This window comes from Leifsonia shinshuensis, from assembly GCF_031456835.1.
GTDB classification, from domain to species: domain Bacteria; phylum Actinomycetota; class Actinomycetes; order Actinomycetales; family Microbacteriaceae; genus Leifsonia; species Leifsonia shinshuensis_C.
Map to the genome: position 1 here is coordinate 764,365 of NZ_JAVDVK010000001.1, position 17,442 is coordinate 781,806.

Sequence of the window (17,442 nt, forward strand, 5' to 3'; positions counted from 1 at the left end):
AGAAAAGGAGTCGCCCTCGTGCCCATCAACGATCTGGTGGCCGGACAGAGCACGGTCGGAGCACCGCTCGTCCGCACGGAGCCCATCCAGGAGCGCAGCGCCGCACGCATCGACGCGCTGCTCGACGCGGCCGCGGCCGTGGTGGATGAGATCGGATTCGACCGGCTGACGACCGCCATGGTGGCGGAGCGGGCCGGAGCCTCCATCGGAACCGTCTACCGGTACTTCCCGGACCGCATCGTGCTGCTGCAGGCCCTCCGCGACCGCGCGCTCCTGCGCTACCGCCACTCCGTCGTGCAGGCCATCGACGCGCAGTCGCCGGAGCACTGGTGGAACGCCGTGGAGGCCGCGATCGACGCCTTCGTCGACATGTTCCGCACCGAGCCGGGCTTCCGCATCATCCGGTTCGCCGACGCCGAGCGCGCGGGCGTCCCGGAGGACGAGGTCGTGCGCGACGCCGGGTTCGCCCGCCAGTTCGCGCAGATCCTCTCCGATGAGTACGGGCTGCCCGCCGGGGACGACCTGGCGTTCCGTCTCGACGTGGTCGTCGAGATCATGGACTCCCTGATCAACCGCGCATTCGTGGAGGACCCGAACGGCGACGAGCGCTACATCGCCGAGGCCAGGACCGTGGCCAAGGAGTACCTCGAGCGGCGCTTCGACCCGCAGCACTGATCCCGTCGGATCGGGAATGTCGGTGGTGGGTGGCAGGTTGCCATCCACACGGGTGAGTGCTCCGAACAGAGTGCGCAGAACCCGAACGGCTACATCACCGAACGAAGGGGGGCCGGAATGCGACCGACCCTGAACGTCACGATTCGTCTCTTTTCATTGCCAAAACCGCGCGGTTTTGTTTGGGTGGAGGAGATGGCCGCACACGCCCCCGCCCCCAGGAGCGATTCCGATCGCGCAGCGACCCCGATCCGGGGAGAGCTCTCGTGATCGAGTTCCGCGACGTGACGAAGCGCTTCCCGGACGGGACGCTCGCCGTCGACGACTTCTCGCTCGTCATCCCGTCGCGGCGGATCACCGTGCTGGTGGGCTCCTCCGGAAGCGGCAAGACGACCATCCTGCGCATGATCAACCGCATGGTGGACCCGACGTCCGGGTCGATCGAGATCGACGGCCAGGATGTGCTGTCGCTCAAGCCGGTCGCCCTGCGCCGCTCGATCGGCTACGTCATGCAGAATTCGGGCCTGCTCCCGCACCGCAAGGTCGTCGACAACATCGCGACGGTCCCGCTGCTCAAGGGCGTCAAGAAGAAAGAGGCGCGCGAGCACGCGCTGGAGCTCATGGACACGGTGGGCCTCGAGCGCTCGCTCGCCGACCGGTACCCGAGCCAGCTCTCAGGCGGCCAGCAGCAGCGCGTGGGCGTGGCCCGCGGGCTGGCGGTCGACCCGAACATCCTCCTGATGGATGAGCCTTTCGGCGCCGTCGACCCGATCGTGCGCGACGACCTGCAGAACGAGCTGCTGCACCTGCAGCGCGACCTCGACAAGACCGTCGTCTTCGTGACGCACGACATCGACGAGGCCTTCAAGCTGGGCGACCAGGTCGTGATCTTCCGCAAGGGCGGCATCGTCGCCCAGAAGGGCACGCCCGCCGAGATCCTCGCCGACCCGGCCGACGACTTCGTCGCGTCGTTCGTCGGCGCCGACCGTGGCCGCCGTGCACTCCACGTCGAGGAGACGCCGACCGGTTCGGTGCTCGTCGACAGCGACGGGCGCGCCGCCGGCGTGCTCTCCGGCTCGCCGCGTGGCACAGCCGCTCCCTCCGAGGCAAAGGCCGCGACCGTCTCGGTCGCGGGTGCTCCGGCGCAGGGTGAGGACGCGTCGTGAGTTTTCTGTGGTCGAACCTCGGCCAGGTCTGGAATCTCACGGTCTCCCACGTGTGGCTCGCCGCTCTCCCGATCGTCATCGGGTTCGTGGTCTCCCTGCCCATCGGGTGGGTCGCGAACCGCTACCGGTGGAGCCGCGGCGTGCTGCTGACGATCGGAGGCATCCTCTACACGATCCCGTCGCTGCCGCTGTTCTTCGCGATGCCCGCGCTGATCGGCACCCAGATCCTGTCGCCCCTCAACGTGGTGGTGGCGTTGAGCATCTACGCGCTCGCGCTCATGGTGCGCACGACGGCGGACGCGCTGGGCTCCGTGCCGGGTGACGTGCTGCAGTCGGCGACCGCCGTCGGGTTCTCGTCCTGGCGCCGGTTCTGGTCCGTCGAACTCCCGCTGGCCGGACCGGTGCTGCTCGCGGGACTCCGCGTGGTGTCGGTGAGCACGGTCAGTCTCGTCAGCGTCGGAGCGCTCCTCGGCGTCCCGAACCTCGGCTACCTGTTCACCGACGGCCTCAACCGCTCGTACACCGAGGAGGTGGCGGTCGGCATCATCCTGATCATGGTGGTGGCGCTCGTCTTCGACCTGATCCTCGTGGGGCTCGGCCGTCTGCTCCTGCCCTGGACGCGATCCAACCGGCGGGCAGCACGGCTCAGCCGGCGCGCGGCGATGAGGGCGGTGACCGGCGCATGACCGACATCCTGGCTGCCTTCGGGTGGATCGGCGACCCGGCCAACTGGTCCGGGCCGAGCGGCATCCCCGCCCGTCTGGGCGAGCACATCGTCTATTCGCTGCTCACGCTGCTGCTCGCCGCGATCATCGCCCTGCCCATCGGGTTCGCGATCGGTCACTCGGGCCGGTTCCGTGGGCTCGCAGTCGGCGTCTCCGGAGCGCTGCGCGCACTGCCGACGCTGGGCCTCGTCATCTACCTGGCGCTGCTGACGACCAACCTCACCATCGTGCCGTCGCTCATCGCCCTGACGATCCTCGCGATCCCGCCGATCCTGGCGGGCGCCTACTCGGGACTCGAGTCGGTCGACCGGGCGCCCATCGACGCCGCGCGCGCGATCGGCATGACCGGATGGCAGGTGTTCACGAAAGTCGAGCTGCCGCTGTCGCTGCCGCTCGTGATCGGCGGCATCCGCTCGGGCGGTCTGCAGGTGATCGCCACCTGGACGGTCGCGGCGATCCTGCCGGTCGGCGGTCTCGGCCGCTTCCTGTTCGACGGCCTCTCGGTGCAGAACTACCCGGAGGTACTCGGCGGCTCCATCATCGTGGTCGCCCTCGCCCTCGTCGCGGACGGGCTGTTCGCCATCGTCCAGCGCCTCGTCGTGCCCCGGGGTGTCACCGCGGGGCGTGTCCGCGACAGCGCGGAAGGCGGCCGCTCGGCCGCCCGCCCGGTGCCGGAAGGCGCCCCCACCACCTGAACCCGTCCTGTCCAACCCAGCACACCAGCCTCCCCGACCGGGAGCACCCAAGAGAAGAGAAGATCATGTTCGCATCGAAGAAGAGCCGCCTCGCGGCCGGCGTGCTCGCCGCCGGGGCGCTGCTCGCCCTCAGCGCCTGCTCCTCCGGGGGCGGCGCGTTCAGCACCGGTTCCGCCTCGTCGTCCAGTGACACCGTCACGGTCGGCTCCGCCGCGTTCGGCGAGTCCGAGATCCTCATGCAGATCTACGGCCAGGCCCTGGCCGCCAACGGCGTGAAGGTCGCGTACAAGCCGAGCATCGGCCAGCGCGACGTGTACCTGAAGGCGCTGCAGGACGGCTCCATCGACCTCATCCCGGAGTACAGCGGCAACCTGCTGCAGTTCTACGACAAGAACAGCACCGCGACCTCCAGCGACGACGTCTACGCCGCCCTGAACGACGCCCTGCCCAAGGGCTACGAGGTGCTCGACCAGTCGGAGGCCCAGGACGCCGACTCGTACAACGTCACCAAGGAGTTCTCGGAGAAGTGGGGTGTCACGAGCCTCGACGACCTGAAGAAGGTCACCGACCCGCTCACGGTCGGCGCGAATCCTGAGTTCGGGACGCGGCCCTACGGCATCCCGGGGCTGAAGTCGGCCTACGGCGTCACCGCGACGCTCAAGCCGATCAGCGACTCGGGCGGCCCGCTGACCGTCGCCGCGCTGAAGAACGGCGACGTGCAGCTCGCCGACATCTACACGACCACGCCGGCCATCAAGGACAACGGCTTCGTGACTCTGAAGGACCCGAAGAACCTGATCGCGGCCCAGAACATCGTGCCGCTGATCAACAGCTCGAAGGCGTCGGACAAGGTCAAGGACGTCCTGGACAAGGTCTCCAAGGAGCTCACCACCTCCGACCTGATCGACCTGAACGGCGAGAACCAGGGCTCCAGCAAGACGCAGCCCGACGTGCTCGCCAAGAAGTGGCTGCAGGACCACCCGATCAAGTAGCCGAGGGCTCTTCGGTCTCATCGAGCGGCGGTCCGGGTTCCCGGGCCGCCGCTTCCATGTGCTTGGCCTCGCGGGCGGACAGCACCTTCTTGACGACGAAGACCGCCACCAGGAACACGGCGATCACCGCCACGAACACGTAGCCGGCGCCATGGAGCTCGCGCGACAGCTCGCGATAGCTCCCCGCCGCCGCGGAACCCACACTGACGTAGGCGAACGCCCACAGCACGCACGCGGGCGCCGTCCATGCGAGGAACGTGCGGTACCGCATCGGGCTCATCCCGACGGTCAGCGGGATGAGCGAGTGCAGCACCGGCAGGAACCGCGAGAGGAACACCGCGATGCCGCCGCGCCGCGCGAGGTAGGCCTCGGCGCGGTCGAAGTTGCGCACGCCGACCCGCCGGCCGAGCGCGCTGACCCGGATGCGCGGCCCGAACCAGCGCCCGAGGGCGAAGCCGATCGACTCCCCGCACAGCGCGCCGACGATCACGGCGGCGACGAGGGCCGCGTACTCCGCGGGCCCGTCGACGCCCGTGGCGGCCACCAGCACGATGGTGTCGCCGGGAACGATCAGCCCGACCAGGATGGACGTCTCGAACAGGATGCCGAGCCCGGCGAGCAGTGTCCGCAGCACCGGGTCGACGCCCTGCACCAGGTCGAGCACCCACGTCAGTGCATCGTTCATGTCGACGGCTCACGTCTCGGCATACCCGCAGCGTAGCGGCGCCCCCTGGTCGCCCCCTGAGCCGCCGCTGCGCCTTCGCGCCGCCTCCCGTACCGTCCCGCGGGCGACATTCGTCACGAATGTCGCCCCCTCCGCCCCGATAAGCGACATTCGGCACGAATCCGCGGTGACGTCCGATTGCGAGATTTGTGCCAAATCGTGGTTATGGCGGCGCGATAACCGCGATTTGGCACAAATCTCGGCACCTAAGGGCGCGAGCGGCGCCAGCGGGACGTGCGGGCAGCGTCAGCTCAGCAGGATCACGAGGGGCGGCACCACGACGAGCAGCACCGTCGCGACGACCACGGCCGCGCGGAGCAGCGGGCCGACGGTGCGCCGGCCGTCCGTGAGGCGCTCCTCGCGCGCGACGAGGGCGGCGCGCCGCTGCTCGGGCGTGCGCCGGTCTTTGGGGGCGCCGAGGGCGGCGCCGGCGGGGCCGGTGGCGTCCACGAGGCGGATCGCCTCGGCGAGCACCGCATCCCCGGAGGTGCGGCGCGCCGTGTCGTCGGCGAGCATCTCGATCAGCAGGGCGACCGCGTCCTGCGCCCGGGTGGCGATCGGGAACCAGGGGAGGGAGCGCTTCCAGGAGCGGAACGCGTCCAGCAGCAGGTGGTGCTTCTGCCGCAGGTGGGCGCGCTCGTGCGCGACCACGGCATCCAGCTCGGCGGGGGAGAGCAGCTCGATCATGCCCTCGGACAGCACGGTCACGCTGCGTGCCCCGGGCAGGCAGTAGGCAGCGGGCGCGGGATGGTCGATCACGCGTGTGCTCGGAACGTCGGGCAGCGGGGAGGAGAGCAGGCGCAGCAGCTCCATGTGGCGGTGCCGCTGGTTGCGGCTCCGCACCGAGGTGAGCGCGAGATTGAGCACGAGGTGTGCGGTGAGAAGGACGGCCGCGCTCAGCAGGAACGCGTTCAGGAGGCTGACCTCGGGCGGCAGCGGACCGTGGAAGAGCGAGGCCCACGCTCCGCCGATGCGGCTCCACAGGTCGTCGCCGAACGGCTCGAGTCCCGCGAGCAGCAGCGAGCCGATCATGGAGATGCCCCCGGCGAGGGCGATCGACTGCCAGAGCGCCAGGGCGAGCGTCGGCGCGGCGGACGGCCACTTCGCCCGGGCGAGGAGCAGCGGCACGGGCCACGCCAGCGCGACGGCCAGCGCGCCCAGGAAGATCGCGCCGGCGAGCGGCGCGGCCGGGTCGGTGCTCACACGCTGCGGTCGGCGAGGAGGCGGCGCAGCACCTCGGCCTCGGACTCGTCGACCGAGCCGACGAAGTAGGCGAGCGCCTCGGTGCGGTCGGAGGACGACTCCAGCACTTCGCGCATCAGGTCGGCGACGTGCCCGGCGCGGGACAGCGCGGCGTAATAGAGGTGCGGGCGGGCGTCACGGTCGCGCCCGACGAACCCTTTCGCCTCGAGACGGGAGAGCACGGTGAGGACCGTGGTCAGCGCCGGTGCCTTTCCGGTCTCGCGCGCCGTCGCTAGCCTGTCGCGGAGGTCGCCTGCGCTGAGGGGGGCGTCGCCGTCCCAGAGGGCGTCCATCACCGCCCGTTCGAGTTCACCCAGATTGGCCACGTATCCAGGGTAGCGCGAACCGGCTGAGAATGTTCTACACTCTGTAGAAGTAGAAGTTCTACGTTGTGTAGAACAGTCGGAGGGATGCACGTGAACGAACTGCTGGACCCGCTCCTGCTGTCGCGCTGGCAGTTCGGGCTCACCACGATCTACCACTTCCTCTTCGTGCCGCTGACCATCGGTCTGGTCACCTGCACCGCCGTCTTCCAGACCGCCTGGTACCGCACCGGCAAGCCGCACTACCTGCAGCTGACGCATTTCTTCGGCAAGATCTTCCTGATCAACTTCGCCATGGGCGTCGTGACCGGCATCGTGCAGGAGTTCCAGTTCGGCATGAACTGGTCGAACTACTCCCGCTTCGTCGGCGACATCTTCGGCGCACCGCTCGCGCTGGAGGGCCTGCTCGCGTTCTTCCTGGAGGCGACGTTCATCGGCCTCTGGATCTTCGGCTGGGACCGTCTGCCGAAGGGTCTGCACCTCGCCACGATCTGGGTCGTCTCGGTGGGTAGCATCCTGTCCGCGTACTTCATCCTCGCGGCGAACGCCTTCATGCAGAACCCGGTGGGCTACCACCTGAACCCCGCCAAAGGACGCGCCGAGCTCACGGACCTGTGGGCGGTGCTCACCAACAAGGTGGCGCTGGCCGCGTTCCCGCACACGATCTTCGGCTGCTTCATGGTGTCGGCCGGCCTGATCATCGCGGTGGCCGCCTGGCACCTGTCGCGCAACCGGCACCTCGACACGATGCGTCCCGCCCTGAAGTTCGGCCTGTGGCTGATGGTCGGCGCCGGCATCGGCACCGTCCTCAGCGGCGACCAGCTGGGCCTCGCCATGGTCGAGACGCAGCCGATGAAGATGGCGGCCGCGGAGGCGCTCTACAAGACCTCGACCGGCGCGGACGCATCCTTCTCGATCTTCACTCTCGGCACACCGGACGGCGTGCACGAGCTGTTCTCCATCCGCATCCCGTACCTGTTGTCGTTCCTGTCGACGCACAGCCTGAACGGCACCGTCGAGGGCATCAACGACCTGCAGGCGCAGTACACCCAGCTCTACGGCCCTGGCGACTACACGCCGGTCATCTGGGTCACCTACTGGGCCTTCCGCTGGATGATCGGGCTCGGGATGCTGCACGTCCTGATCGCGGTGGTCGGCCTCTGGCTGACGCGGAAGGGCCGCACCCCACCCCGCGCGTGGATGTGGAAGATCGCGATCTGGGCGATGCCGCTCTCGCTGCTGGCGATGGTCGTCGGCTGGATCTTCACCGAGATGGGCCGCCAGCCCTGGATCGTGTTCAGCCTGATGAAGACCGCCGACGGCGTCTCGCCCGGCACGACGGGCGTCGAAGTGCTGATCTCGCTGATCGCGTTCACCGCCGTCTACGGCACCCTCGCCGTCGTCGAGTTCCTGCTCATCAAGCGGGCGGCGCAGAAGGGCCCGCAGGACATCGACCAGCATCTCGACGAGGCCGGCGAGCCCATCCCGGTCGCGACGGTCTACTAGGAGGAGCAGGGCAATGGATCTCGCAGTTCTCTGGTTCGGAATCGTCGCGTTCTTTTTCGTCGGCTACTTCGTGCTCGACGGCTTCGACTTCGGCGTCGGGATGGCGCTGCCGTTCCTCGGCCGCGACGACGTCGACCGCCGCGTGATGATCAACACCATCGGCCCGGTGTGGGACCTCAACGAGACGTGGGTCATCGTGGGCGGCGCCGCGCTCTTCGCGGCCTTCCCGGAGTGGTACGCCACGCTGTTCAGCGGCTTCTACCTGGCGCTCCTGCTCATCCTGCTCGCGCTCATCGTGCGCGGCGTGTCGTTCGAGTACCGGCACCAGCGCGCCGGGGCCCGCTGGAAGCGGTGGTTCGACGGGATGATCGTGGTCGGCTCCGCGCTTCCCGCCTTCCTGTGGGGCGTCGCGTTCGCGAACATCGTCCAGGGTGTCGCCCTCGACGCGCACCACGACTACACGGGGACGTTCTTCGACCTGCTCAACGGCTACGCGCTGCTCGGCGGGCTGACGACGCTGCTGCTGTTCTTCACCCACGGCGCCGTGTTCCTGTCGCTGAAGACCGACGGCGACCTGCGCCGGAGGGCGCGCCGCCTGGCCACCGTGTCCGGCGCCCTGGCGGTGGTCGTGGCCGCGACCTTCCTCGGCTGGACCGCGGTGACGCACTTCTCACCGGTGTTCCTGGCCCTCGCGCTCTTCGCGGCGATCGCGCTCGTCGCATCCTGGATCGCGAACCTGCGTGGCGCCGAGGGCTGGTCGTTCGGCTTCATGGCGGCGACCATCGCCCTCGCAGTTGTGTCGTTGTTCGCGGCGCTCTTCCCGGACGTGATGCCGTCGTCGCCGAACCCGCAGAACAGCCTCACCATCGCGAACGCGTCGAGCTCCGCCACGACGCTGTCGATCATGACCTGGGTGGCGGCGATCTTCCTTCCGCTGATCCTCGTGTACCAGGCCTGGACGTATTGGATCTTCCGCAAGCGGGTGACGCACGACCACATCCCGCAGGAGCCGGCCGAGCCCGTCGTCCCCACCGTGACGGTCTGACGTGCGCCCGCTCGACCCGCGCCTGCTCCGCTACGCGTCCGCCACGCGCGGCACGCTGGCGGCCGGCGCCGTGCTCGCGGCGCTGCAGACCGCATCCATCGTCGCGTTCGCGTGGCTGGTGACGGACGTGATCGTCCGCGCGATCGCGGGGGAGCGGCTGCCGGAGCTGAGCGGGACGCTCGTGCTGCTCGGCGTCGTCATCGCCGTCCGCGCGGTGCTGCTCTGGGCCGTCGACGCAGTGGCGTCGCGCGGCGGGGCGCGCGCGGTCGGGCAGCTGCGCGAGCGGCTGGTCACGGCCGTCGGGAGGCTGGGACCGGGATGGACCTCCCGCCGCACCAGTGCCGACGTCACCCTGGTCGCGGGCCGGGGCATGGAGGCGCTCGACGGCTACTTCGCGAAGTACCTGCCGCAGCTGATCGGCACCGCGGTCGCGACCCCGCTGCTCGTGGTGACGATCGGGTGGCGGGATGTGACCAGCGCGATCGTCCTGCTGGTGACGCTCCCGCTCATCCCGGTCTTCATGGTGCTGGTGGGATGGGCGACGCAGGCGGCGCAGCAGCGTCAGTGGACGGCGCTGTCGCGTCTGTCGAGCGGGTTCCTCGACGTCGTCGCGGGGCTGCCCACCCTCAAGCTGTTCGGGCGCCAGCACCGTCAGGAGGCGCGCATCCGGGAGGTGAGCGAGCAGTACCGCGTGCACACCATGCGGGTGCTGCGGATGTCGTTCCTCTCGGGATTCGTGCTGGAGCTGGCGGCCAGCCTGTCGGTCGCGGTGATCGCGGTGACGATCGGACTGCGGCTGCTGGGCGGTTCCCTCGACCTCTCGGTGGGGCTGTTCGTGCTGCTGCTGGCGCCGGAGGCATTCCTGCCGCTGCGCAACGTCGGCGCGTCGTACCACGCGGCCGCGGAGGGGATCGAGGCGGCGGCGCGGGCGTTCGCGGTGATCGAGGAGGCGGAGGCGGTGGATGGCGCCGCGCAGCAGGAGGGCACCAGCCGCGTGGCCTCGGAAACGAGCGGACTGGTGTTCGAGGACGTGACCGTCGCCTACGACGGCCGGACCGCGGTCGACGGGTTCTCCGCGACGGCGCTGCCCGGCGAGCTGACGGTGCTGCGGGCCCCGAGCGGCGCCGGGAAGTCGACGCTGCTCGCGGCGGCACTCGGATTCGTCGCGTTCGAGGGCAACATCGTCGCCGATGGGCGCGTGGATGCCGGGGGACGGCGCGAGGCGCTCGCCTGGGCCGGTCAGCGTCCCGGGCTCCTCGCTGGAACGATCGCAGAGAACGTCGCACTCGGGGAGGAGCACCCGGACGCCGAGCTCGTGGCCCGCGTGCTCCACGAGGCCGCCGCGGACGAGCTCGACCCGGAGACCGTGGTCGGCGCGGGCGGCAGCGGGATGTCGGGCGGGCAGGCGCAGCGGGTGGCAGTCGCCCGCGCGCTGTACCGCCTGCGGTCGCGGGGCTGCCGCATCCTGGTGCTCGACGAGCCGACGTCCGCCCTCGACGCCCGGACCGAGGAGCGGCTGGTCGCGGGCCTGCGGCGGATCGCCGCGGAGGGCGTCGCCGTGCTCGTGGTCAGCCACCGCGAGGCGGTCGCCTCGGCCGCCGGCCGAGTGATCACACTGGAGGCACGTCAGGAGGTGGCCCATGTCGGCTGATCCCGAGGTCCGTCGCATCCTCCGGCTGGCACTGCCGCCCGCGAGGCGGTTGTGGGCCGCCATCGCCCTCGGCGTGCTGAGCGGCGGAAGCGCCGTCGCCCTGCTGGGCGTGTCCGCGTGGCTGATCACCCGCGCGTCGGAGCAGCCGGCGCTGATGTACCTCTCGCTGGCCATCGTGGGCGTGCGCGCCTTCGCGCTCGGCCGCGCCTTCTTCCGGTACCTCGAGCGGCTGTCCGGCCACGACGCGGCCTTCCGGCAGCTGGGCACGGTCCGCGCCCGCCTCTACCGCCGGCTCGAGCCGCTGGCTCCGGACGGGCTGCGGGGCATTCGTTCGGGCGACCTGCTCACGCGGCTGGCGGACGACGTGGATGAGCTGCAGAACCTGTCGCTGCGGGTCGTCCAGCCGCTGGTCACCGCGGGCATCGTCGTCGCGGGCAGCGTCGTCGTCACCGCGCTGGTGCTCCCGGGCGCGGCCGTCGTGCTGACCGTGGCTCTGGCGGGCGCGCTGGCGGCCGGGGTGCTGGTGAACCGGTGGGCGACCGGCACGGCCGAGCGCCGGATCGCCCCGCTGCGGGCGGCGCTGAACGACGCGCTCCACGACCTGGTGAGCAACCTGGACGTCCTGACAGCGTTCGGAGCGCTCGCGGGCGCGCAGGAGCGCGTCCGGGCGGCGAGCGAGAGGCTGACGTCCGTCGCACGCCGCCGTGCGGTCGGCCTGGGTGTCACGGCCGGCGCCGTCTCGCTGTTCGCCGGTGCGGCCACGCTCGGCGCCCTGGTGGTCGGCGTCCCCGCTCTCGCCGCGGGGATGGACGCGCCCTCGCTCACGGTGATCGCCCTGCTGCCGCTCGCGGTCTTCGAGGTCTTCGGGGCCGTTCCGCTCGCTCTGGGAGCCTGGCGTCGTGTCCGCACGAGCGCCGAGCGGATCGCGACGACGGCTCCGGTGGATGTGCCGGACGGCATCCCCGTGGATGCGCGGGACGCCGCATCCTTCGCCGGTCCCGGCGTGCCCGAGGTGCGGCTGGACGGGCTGTCGGCGCACTGGCCCGGTGAGCACACGCCGGTGCTGCGCGACCTGACGCTCCGGCTGGCGCCGGGGGAGCGGGTGCTGCTCACCGGTCCCACCGGTGCGGGAAAGACGGCGCTCGCGCACGTCCTCACCCGGCTGCTCGACCACGACGGCGGCTACCTGCTGGCCGGCCGGGAGACGCGGGGCCTGCGGCAGGACGACGTGCGCCAGGCGGTCGGCCTGGTGGAGCAGCGGCCGCACCTGTTCGACGCGGACATCCGCCAGAACCTGCTCTTCGCCCGCGACACCGCGAGCGACGACGAGTTGCTCGGCGTGCTGGACCGGGTCGGGCTGCGCGAGTGGGTGCTCGAACGCGGCGGGCTCTCCGCGCCCGTCGGCGAGCGCGGCGCCCTGGTCTCGGGCGGGCAGGCTCAGCGGATCGCGCTCGCGCGGGCGCTGCTCGCCGACTTCCCGGTGCTCATCGTCGACGAGCCGACCGCCAACGTGGATGCCGCGGTCGCGGATCGGATCGTCCGCGATGTGCTGACCACCGCAGCGGAGGACGAACGCACCGTGCTGCTCATCTCGCACACCGAGGTGCCCGGCGAGCTGATCGACCGCAGCCTCCGGATGGAGGACGGGCGGCTGGTCGCCTGAGCGCGGGCGCGGACCCGGTGGGTCGCTACTCGCCCGGCTCCGGCAGCGGCCGGGCGAGCGCCGCGAAGCGGGCGCGCCACGCATCCGTCCGCGCCGGGTCGGCGGCGAGCGCCGGACCGTCGACCCAGGCGGTGACCGCACGGATGCCGTGCAGCGCGTTGACCGCCCACAGCACGGCCCCCTCGAGCTGTGCAGGGCGCACCTCCTCCTCGTCGACCGGCACGCCGACCGCCGCGGCGATCCCGCGGACCGTCCGCGCGGCGACGCTGTCGACGCGCGGCAGCGCGAGCGGCGGGGTGAACAGGGTGCCGTCGCGCCACCACAGCAGGGCCGTGGTGGCGCCGTCGGCCACGCGTCCGTCGTCGAGGAGGACCGCCTCCTGCGCGCCGCGCCGCTGTGCGGCCTGGCGCGCCGCGCTCAGTCGTTCGATGTCCGGGCCCTTCAGATGCGGCACCTGGCGCGGGTCGCGTTCCGCGGTCGCCACCACCAGGCGCTCCGTCAGCTCGGGCGCCGGACGCACCCGCACGCGCAACCGCAGCGCGTCGCGCACGCGCACCAGCTCGAACCGCGGGAACCAGACGCCGGTGCGCGGCAGCGCCGCTACGCCCGCCTCCCAGAACTCCGCGAGGTCGTCCCCGCCGTAGCCCTGCTCGCGCACCGTGTCGGCGAAGCGCGAGCGGTGCAGCCGCAGCGCGAGGGCCGCGCCGTGACGGACCAGGAAGGAATCGGCGGCAAGCAGCTCGGTCTCGACCACTTCGCAGTCGTCACGGATCCGCAGTTCGCCGTCCGCCCAGTCGGCGAGGGTCGTCAGGGGTTCCGTCGTGCGCGCATCCACTCGCCTAGGCTAGTCCGGTGGCCCCACCGCTCCGCGTGCTCCGGCTCGACACCTGGGTCGACCCGGCGGACGCGTTCGCCGCGCTGTTCGCTGCGCCGGACGCGGGCGACGCCGTCTGGCTCGACAGCGGTCCGGAGGCGACGGAGGGCCGCAGCCTGATCGGCACCGGCACCGTCACCGCGACCGCCTCGGTCGCCGACGGCACCGTGACGCTCGGTGGGCGCACTCGTGAGGGCGACATCCTGAGCGCACTGCGCGACGACCTGGCCGGCCGAGCGACCGGCGAGACGTCCGGTCATCCGCTGGGGTGGTGGGGACGACTGGGATACGAGGCCGGTGCCGCGGCGGCCGGCGCGCCCGTCGCCCCCACGGGGATCCCGGACGCGGCCCTCCTGCTGGTCGACCGCCTCCTGTCGTTCGACCACGCGGCGCGGACCGTCGAGCTGGTCGCGGCCGACGATGCGGACGGGCGGGCGTGGATCGCGGCGACCGGCGAGGTCCTGGCACACTGCGGCGGCGCGGCCGCGGCACGTCTCGCCGAGCACACCGTGCCGGACGCCACCGCCACGTGGCGCCACGACGACACCGCGTACCTGGCCGCGATCGCGGCCTGTCAGGAGGCCATCCGCGCCGGGGACGCCTACCAGCTGTGCCTCACCAACCGGGCGGAGGCCCGGACCGCGGCCGATCCGCTCGCGGTGCACCTGCGGCTCCGCCGCGCCAGCCCCGCGCCGCACGCCGGGTTCGTCCGGATCGGCGGGGACGTGCTCGTCAGCTCCTCGCCCGAGGAGTTCCTCCGCGTCGACGCGGGCGGACGCGTCCGCACCCGTCCGATCAAGGGAACGCGACCGCGCGGGGCGACCGTCGCCGACGACCTCGCCCTCCGGGCGGAGCTGGAGGCGAGCGAGAAGGAGCGCGCCGAGAACGTCATGATCGTCGACCTCATGCGCAACGACCTCGGCCGCGTCTGCGAACTCGGCACGGTCGAGGTGACCAGCCTGCTCGCCGTCGAGAGCTACGCGCAGGTCCACCAGCTCGTCTCGAGCGTCGAGGGGCGGCTGCGCGCCGGACTCGGAGCGGTGGATGCGGTCGCCGCGTGCTTCCCGGCAGGCTCGATGACCGGCACGCCGAAGCTCAGCGCGATGCGCATCCTGAATCGGCTGGAAGACGGTCCGCGCGGTGCGTTCGCGGGCTGCTTCGGCTACGTCGGCCTCGACGGGAGCGCGCGGCTCGCCATGGTGATCCGCAGCCTCTACTTCACCGCCGGCACGGTCAGCATCGGGGCCGGCGGCGGCATCACGGCGCTGTCCGTGCCGGAGGAGGAGCTCGCGGAGGTGCGGGTGAAGGCGTCGGCGCTGCTCGCTGCCGCGGGCCTGACCGCGCAGGACCCTCCGGACGTCACGCCCGCGGCGAACTGAGGGCGCGCTGGGAACGGACTGGACGGCGCCGACGTTTAGTACTCTGGAGACCCGGGCCATCTCGCCCGGACCTCTTCCGTGCCGCCCGATCCCGCCCGCGGCACGACGGAACCGAGAATGAGAGTCACGTGGCACACGAGCACGACGCAGCCGGCACCACGGCCGCGAGCACCCCGCAGGACGCACCCGACCGCCCGCAGTACGACTTCGCGGCGATCCAGGAGAAGTGGCTCCCGGTCTGGGAGGAGCTGCGACCCTTCGCGACCGACGACCCCGCCGACAAGCGCCCGCGCAAGTACATCCTCGACATGTTCCCGTACCCGTCCGGCGACCTGCACATGGGTCACGCCGAGGCTTACGCGCTGGGCGACGTGATCGCCCGCTACTGGCGTCAGCAGGGTTTCAACGTGCTGCATCCGATCGGCTGGGACTCGTTCGGCCTGCCCGCCGAGAACGCCGCCATCAAGCGCGGCCTCGACCCGGCCGGCTGGACCAACGACAACATCGCCCAGCAGAAGGCGAGCATGCGCCGCTACGCGCCCAGCTTCGACTGGGACCGCGTGCTGCAGACGTCCGACCCGGCGTACTACCGCTGGAACCAGTGGCTGTTCCTGAAGCTGTACGAGAAGGGCCTGGCGTACCGCAAGGCCAGCCAGGTCAACTGGTGTCCCTTCGACCAGACGGTGCTGGCGAACGAGCAGGTCGTGAACGGCCGCTGCGAGCGCTGCGACAACCTGGTCACCAAGAAGAAGCTGACCCAGTGGTACTTCCGCATCACCGACTACGCGGACCGCCTGCTCGACGACCTGAACCAGCTGGAGGGCGCCTGGCCGTCCAAGGTCATCTCGATGCAGCGCAACTGGATCGGCCGGTCCACGGGCGCCGACGTGACCTTCCAGATCGAGGGGCGCGACGAGCCGGTCACGGTCTACACGACCCGTCCCGACACGCTGTACGGCGTCACGTTCATGGTGGTCGCGCCCGACTCCGACCTGGCCGCCGAGCTGGTTCAGGATGCGCGTCCCGAGGTGCGCAAGCGCTTCGACGACTACCTGGAGGCCGTGCGCGGCACCACGGAGATGGACCGCCTGAGCACCGAGCGCGAGAAGACCGGTGTGTTCCTGGAGCGCCACGCGATCAACCCGCTGACCGGTGAGCGGCTGCCGATCTGGGCGGCCGACTACGTGCTGAGCGACTACGGCCACGGCGCGATCATGGCCGTGCCCGCGCACGACCAGCGCGACCTCGACTTCGCTCGCGCGTTCGACCTGCCCGTGCGCGTGGTCGTCGACACGACGCAGCCGGTGACCGGCGCCATCCCGGTGATCCACACCGACCCGGAGACCGGCGAGCCGATCCTGCCCGAGGAGGCGGCGCTCGAGAACCCGTCCGAGACGGGCGTGGCGCTGACCGGCGAGGGCCGGCTGATCAACTCGGGTCCGTTCGACGGACTGAGCAAGTCCAACGCCATCCGTCGCGTCACCGAGGCGCTGCAGGCGGCGCACCTGGGCGCCGCCGCGAAGAACTTCCGCCTGCGCGACTGGCTGATCTCGCGTCAGCGGTACTGGGGCACGCCCATCCCGATCATCCACTGCGAGCAGTGCGGCGAGGTCCCGGTGCCCGAGGCCGACCTGCCCGTGCTGCTGCCGCCGGCCGACGGACTGGACCTGCAGCCCAAGGGCACGAGCCCGCTGGGCGGAGCGACCGACTGGGTCAACGTCTCCTGCCCGAGCTGCGGCGGCCCGGCCAAGCGCGACACGGACACGATGGACACGTTCGTCGACAGCTCCTGGTACTTCCTGCGGTTCCTGTCGCCGAAGGACGACACCCAGGCGTTCGACCCGCGCGAGGCCGAGAAGTGGGCGCCCGTCGACCAGTACGTGGGCGGCGTCACGCACGCCATCCTGCACCTGCTGTACGCGCGCTTCATCACGAAGGTGCTGTTCGACCTCGGCTACATCAGCTTCACGGAGCCGTTCACGGCGCTGCTCAACCAGGGTCTGGTGCTCATGGACGGCTCCGCGATGTCGAAGTCGCGCGGCAACCTGGTGAAGCTGTCCGAGCAGCTCGACGAGCACGGCGTGGATGCGGTGCGCCTGACGATGGCGTTCGCCGGACCTCCGGAGGACGACATCGACTGGGCGGACGTGTCGCCCGCCGGCAGCGCCAAGTTCCTGGCCCGCGCGTGGCGGATCGCGGACGACGTCACCAGCGCGCCCGACGTGGTCTGGAAGACCGGCGACCCGGCACTGCGCCGGGTGACGCACCGCTTCCTGGCGGATGCGCCCGGTCTCGTGGAGTCCTTCAAGTTCAACGTCGTCGTCGCACGCCTGATGGAGCTCGTCAACGCGACCCGCAAGGCGATCGACACGGGCGCCGGCCCGGCCGACGCCGCGGTGCGGGAGGCGGCCGAGGTCATCGCCATGGCGCTGAACCTGTTCTCGCCGTACACGGCGGAGGAGATGTGGCAGAAGCTCGGCTACGAGCCGTCGGTCGCCCTGGCGCAGTGGCGCAAGCCCGACCCGACGCTGCTGATCGAGGAGTCGGTCACGGCGGTGGTCCAGGTGGACGGCAAGGTGCGCGACCGCCTCGAGGTGTCGCCGAAGATCGCATCGGACGAGCTGGAGGCCCTGGCGCGTCAGTCGGACGCCGTGCGCCGCTCGGTCGGCGACCGCGAGGTCGTCAACGTGATCGTGCGGGCGCCGCGCCTGGTCAACATCGCGACCAAGCCGCGGGGCTGAGCGCCGGGTCGTCATCGCGCAAAAGCGCCGGGTTGTTTCCACAG

General features: G+C 71.1%; 15 protein-coding genes. 11 read left to right on the plus strand and 4 right to left on the minus strand.

Going from position 1 to position 17,442, the window contains the following annotated elements; genetic code table 11:
• Nucleotides 1-18 precede the first annotated feature (18 nt).
• The 5 genes from J2W45_RS03760 to J2W45_RS03780 all read left to right on the plus strand — a co-directional run bounded on the left by J2W45_RS03760 (nucleotide 19) and on the right by J2W45_RS03780 (nucleotide 4,250).
• Nucleotides 19-675, plus strand: a complete 657-nt coding sequence (locus tag J2W45_RS03760) for a TetR/AcrR family transcriptional regulator (RefSeq protein ID WP_310129113.1) — start codon at nucleotides 19-21, stop codon at nucleotides 673-675.
• 263 nt (nucleotides 676-938) lie between these two features.
• Nucleotides 939-1,838 carry an ABC transporter ATP-binding protein gene (locus J2W45_RS03765; protein WP_310129115.1) on the plus strand — a complete coding sequence of 300 codons (900 nt, stop codon included), beginning with the start codon at nucleotides 939-941 and terminating at the stop codon, nucleotides 1,836-1,838.
• Entirely contained in the window at nucleotides 1,835-2,524 is a 690-nt protein-coding gene (locus J2W45_RS03770; protein ID WP_310129116.1) for an ABC transporter permease, read from the plus strand. The genes J2W45_RS03765 and J2W45_RS03770 overlap by 4 nt, the downstream gene beginning before the upstream one ends.
• Entirely contained in the window at nucleotides 2,521-3,258 is a 738-nt protein-coding gene (locus J2W45_RS03775; RefSeq protein WP_310129118.1) for an ABC transporter permease, read from the plus strand. The genes J2W45_RS03770 and J2W45_RS03775 overlap by 4 nt, the downstream gene beginning before the upstream one ends.
• Nucleotides 3,259-3,323: 65 nt before the next feature.
• The gene (locus tag J2W45_RS03780) at nucleotides 3,324-4,250 is read left to right on the plus strand and encodes an ABC transporter substrate-binding protein (RefSeq protein WP_310129120.1); all 927 of its coding nucleotides are present in this window, start codon (nucleotides 3,324-3,326) and stop codon (nucleotides 4,248-4,250) included.
• Here J2W45_RS03780 and J2W45_RS03785 read toward each other — a convergent pair.
• The 3 genes from J2W45_RS03785 to J2W45_RS03795 form a co-directional block, all read right to left on the minus strand.
• Entirely contained in the window at nucleotides 4,243-4,935 is a 693-nt protein-coding gene (locus J2W45_RS03785) for a DedA family protein (RefSeq protein ID WP_310129121.1), read from the minus strand. The genes J2W45_RS03780 and J2W45_RS03785 overlap by 8 nt on opposite strands.
• Nucleotides 4,936-5,220: 285 nt before the next feature.
• Nucleotides 5,221-6,177 carry a M56 family metallopeptidase gene (locus J2W45_RS03790; RefSeq protein ID WP_310129123.1) on the minus strand — a complete coding sequence of 319 codons (957 nt, stop codon included), beginning with the start codon at nucleotides 6,175-6,177 and terminating at the stop codon, nucleotides 5,221-5,223.
• Nucleotides 6,174-6,542, minus strand: coding sequence for a BlaI/MecI/CopY family transcriptional regulator (locus J2W45_RS03795; RefSeq protein ID WP_310129124.1), 369 nt, complete (start codon nucleotides 6,540-6,542; stop codon nucleotides 6,174-6,176). The genes J2W45_RS03790 and J2W45_RS03795 overlap by 4 nt, the downstream gene beginning before the upstream one ends.
• Before the next feature lie 90 nt (nucleotides 6,543-6,632).
• On the opposite strand from J2W45_RS03795, the gene J2W45_RS03800 reads away from it, so the two are divergent.
• The 4 genes from J2W45_RS03800 to cydC are packed head-to-tail and all read left to right on the plus strand — an operon-like array spanning nucleotide 6,633 to nucleotide 12,404.
• Nucleotides 6,633-8,045, plus strand: a complete 1,413-nt coding sequence (locus J2W45_RS03800) for a cytochrome ubiquinol oxidase subunit I (RefSeq protein ID WP_310134902.1) — start codon at nucleotides 6,633-6,635, stop codon at nucleotides 8,043-8,045.
• A 13-nt stretch (nucleotides 8,046-8,058) separates the two neighbouring features.
• Nucleotides 8,059-9,090: a cytochrome d ubiquinol oxidase subunit II gene (cydB, locus tag J2W45_RS03805; RefSeq protein WP_310129126.1), complete on the plus strand. Its 1,032-nt coding sequence runs from the start codon at nucleotides 8,059-8,061 to the stop codon at nucleotides 9,088-9,090.
• A 1-nt stretch (nucleotide 9,091) separates the two neighbouring features.
• Nucleotides 9,092-10,741, plus strand: coding sequence for a thiol reductant ABC exporter subunit CydD (gene cydD / locus J2W45_RS03810; protein ID WP_310129128.1), 1,650 nt, complete (start codon nucleotides 9,092-9,094; stop codon nucleotides 10,739-10,741).
• Nucleotides 10,731-12,404 carry a thiol reductant ABC exporter subunit CydC gene (cydC, locus tag J2W45_RS03815; protein ID WP_310129129.1) on the plus strand — a complete coding sequence of 558 codons (1,674 nt, stop codon included), beginning with the start codon at nucleotides 10,731-10,733 and terminating at the stop codon, nucleotides 12,402-12,404. Before cydD ends, cydC begins: the two co-directional genes overlap by 11 nt.
• 25 nt (nucleotides 12,405-12,429) lie before the next feature.
• On the opposite strand, the gene J2W45_RS03820 is transcribed toward cydC, so the two are convergent.
• On the minus strand, nucleotides 12,430-13,239 hold the full coding sequence (locus J2W45_RS03820; protein ID WP_310129130.1) for an aminotransferase class IV: 810 nt from the start codon (nucleotides 13,237-13,239) through the stop codon (nucleotides 12,430-12,432).
• A gap of 17 nt (nucleotides 13,240-13,256) precedes the next feature.
• On the opposite strand from J2W45_RS03820, the gene J2W45_RS03825 reads away from it, so the two are divergent.
• Nucleotides 13,257-14,657, plus strand: coding sequence for an anthranilate synthase component I family protein (locus J2W45_RS03825; RefSeq protein ID WP_310129131.1), 1,401 nt, complete (start codon nucleotides 13,257-13,259; stop codon nucleotides 14,655-14,657).
• Nucleotides 14,658-14,785: 128 nt separating this feature from the next.
• Complete coding sequence (leuS, locus tag J2W45_RS03830; protein WP_310129132.1) at nucleotides 14,786-17,398, plus strand: leucine--tRNA ligase; 2,613 nt, start codon at nucleotides 14,786-14,788, stop codon at nucleotides 17,396-17,398.
• Nucleotides 17,399-17,442 lie beyond the last annotated feature (44 nt).

Bases quoted from the DNA above. Each gene is read 5' to 3' on its own strand.
- J2W45_RS03780 (WP_310129120.1), top strand. From the start codon at position 3,324: ATGTTCGCATCGAAGAAGAGCCGCCTCGCGGCCGGCGTGCTCGCCGCC.
- cydB (WP_310129126.1), top strand. From the start codon at position 8,059: ATGGATCTCGCAGTTCTCTGGTTCGGAATCGTCGCGTTCTTTTTCGTC.
- J2W45_RS03785 (WP_310129121.1), bottom strand. From the start codon at position 4,935: ATGAACGATGCACTGACGTGGGTGCTCGACCTGGTGCAGGGCGTCGAC.
- cydC (WP_310129129.1), top strand. From the start codon at position 10,731: ATGTCGGCTGATCCCGAGGTCCGTCGCATCCTCCGGCTGGCACTGCCG.
- J2W45_RS03775 (WP_310129118.1), top strand. From the start codon at position 2,521: ATGACCGACATCCTGGCTGCCTTCGGGTGGATCGGCGACCCGGCCAAC.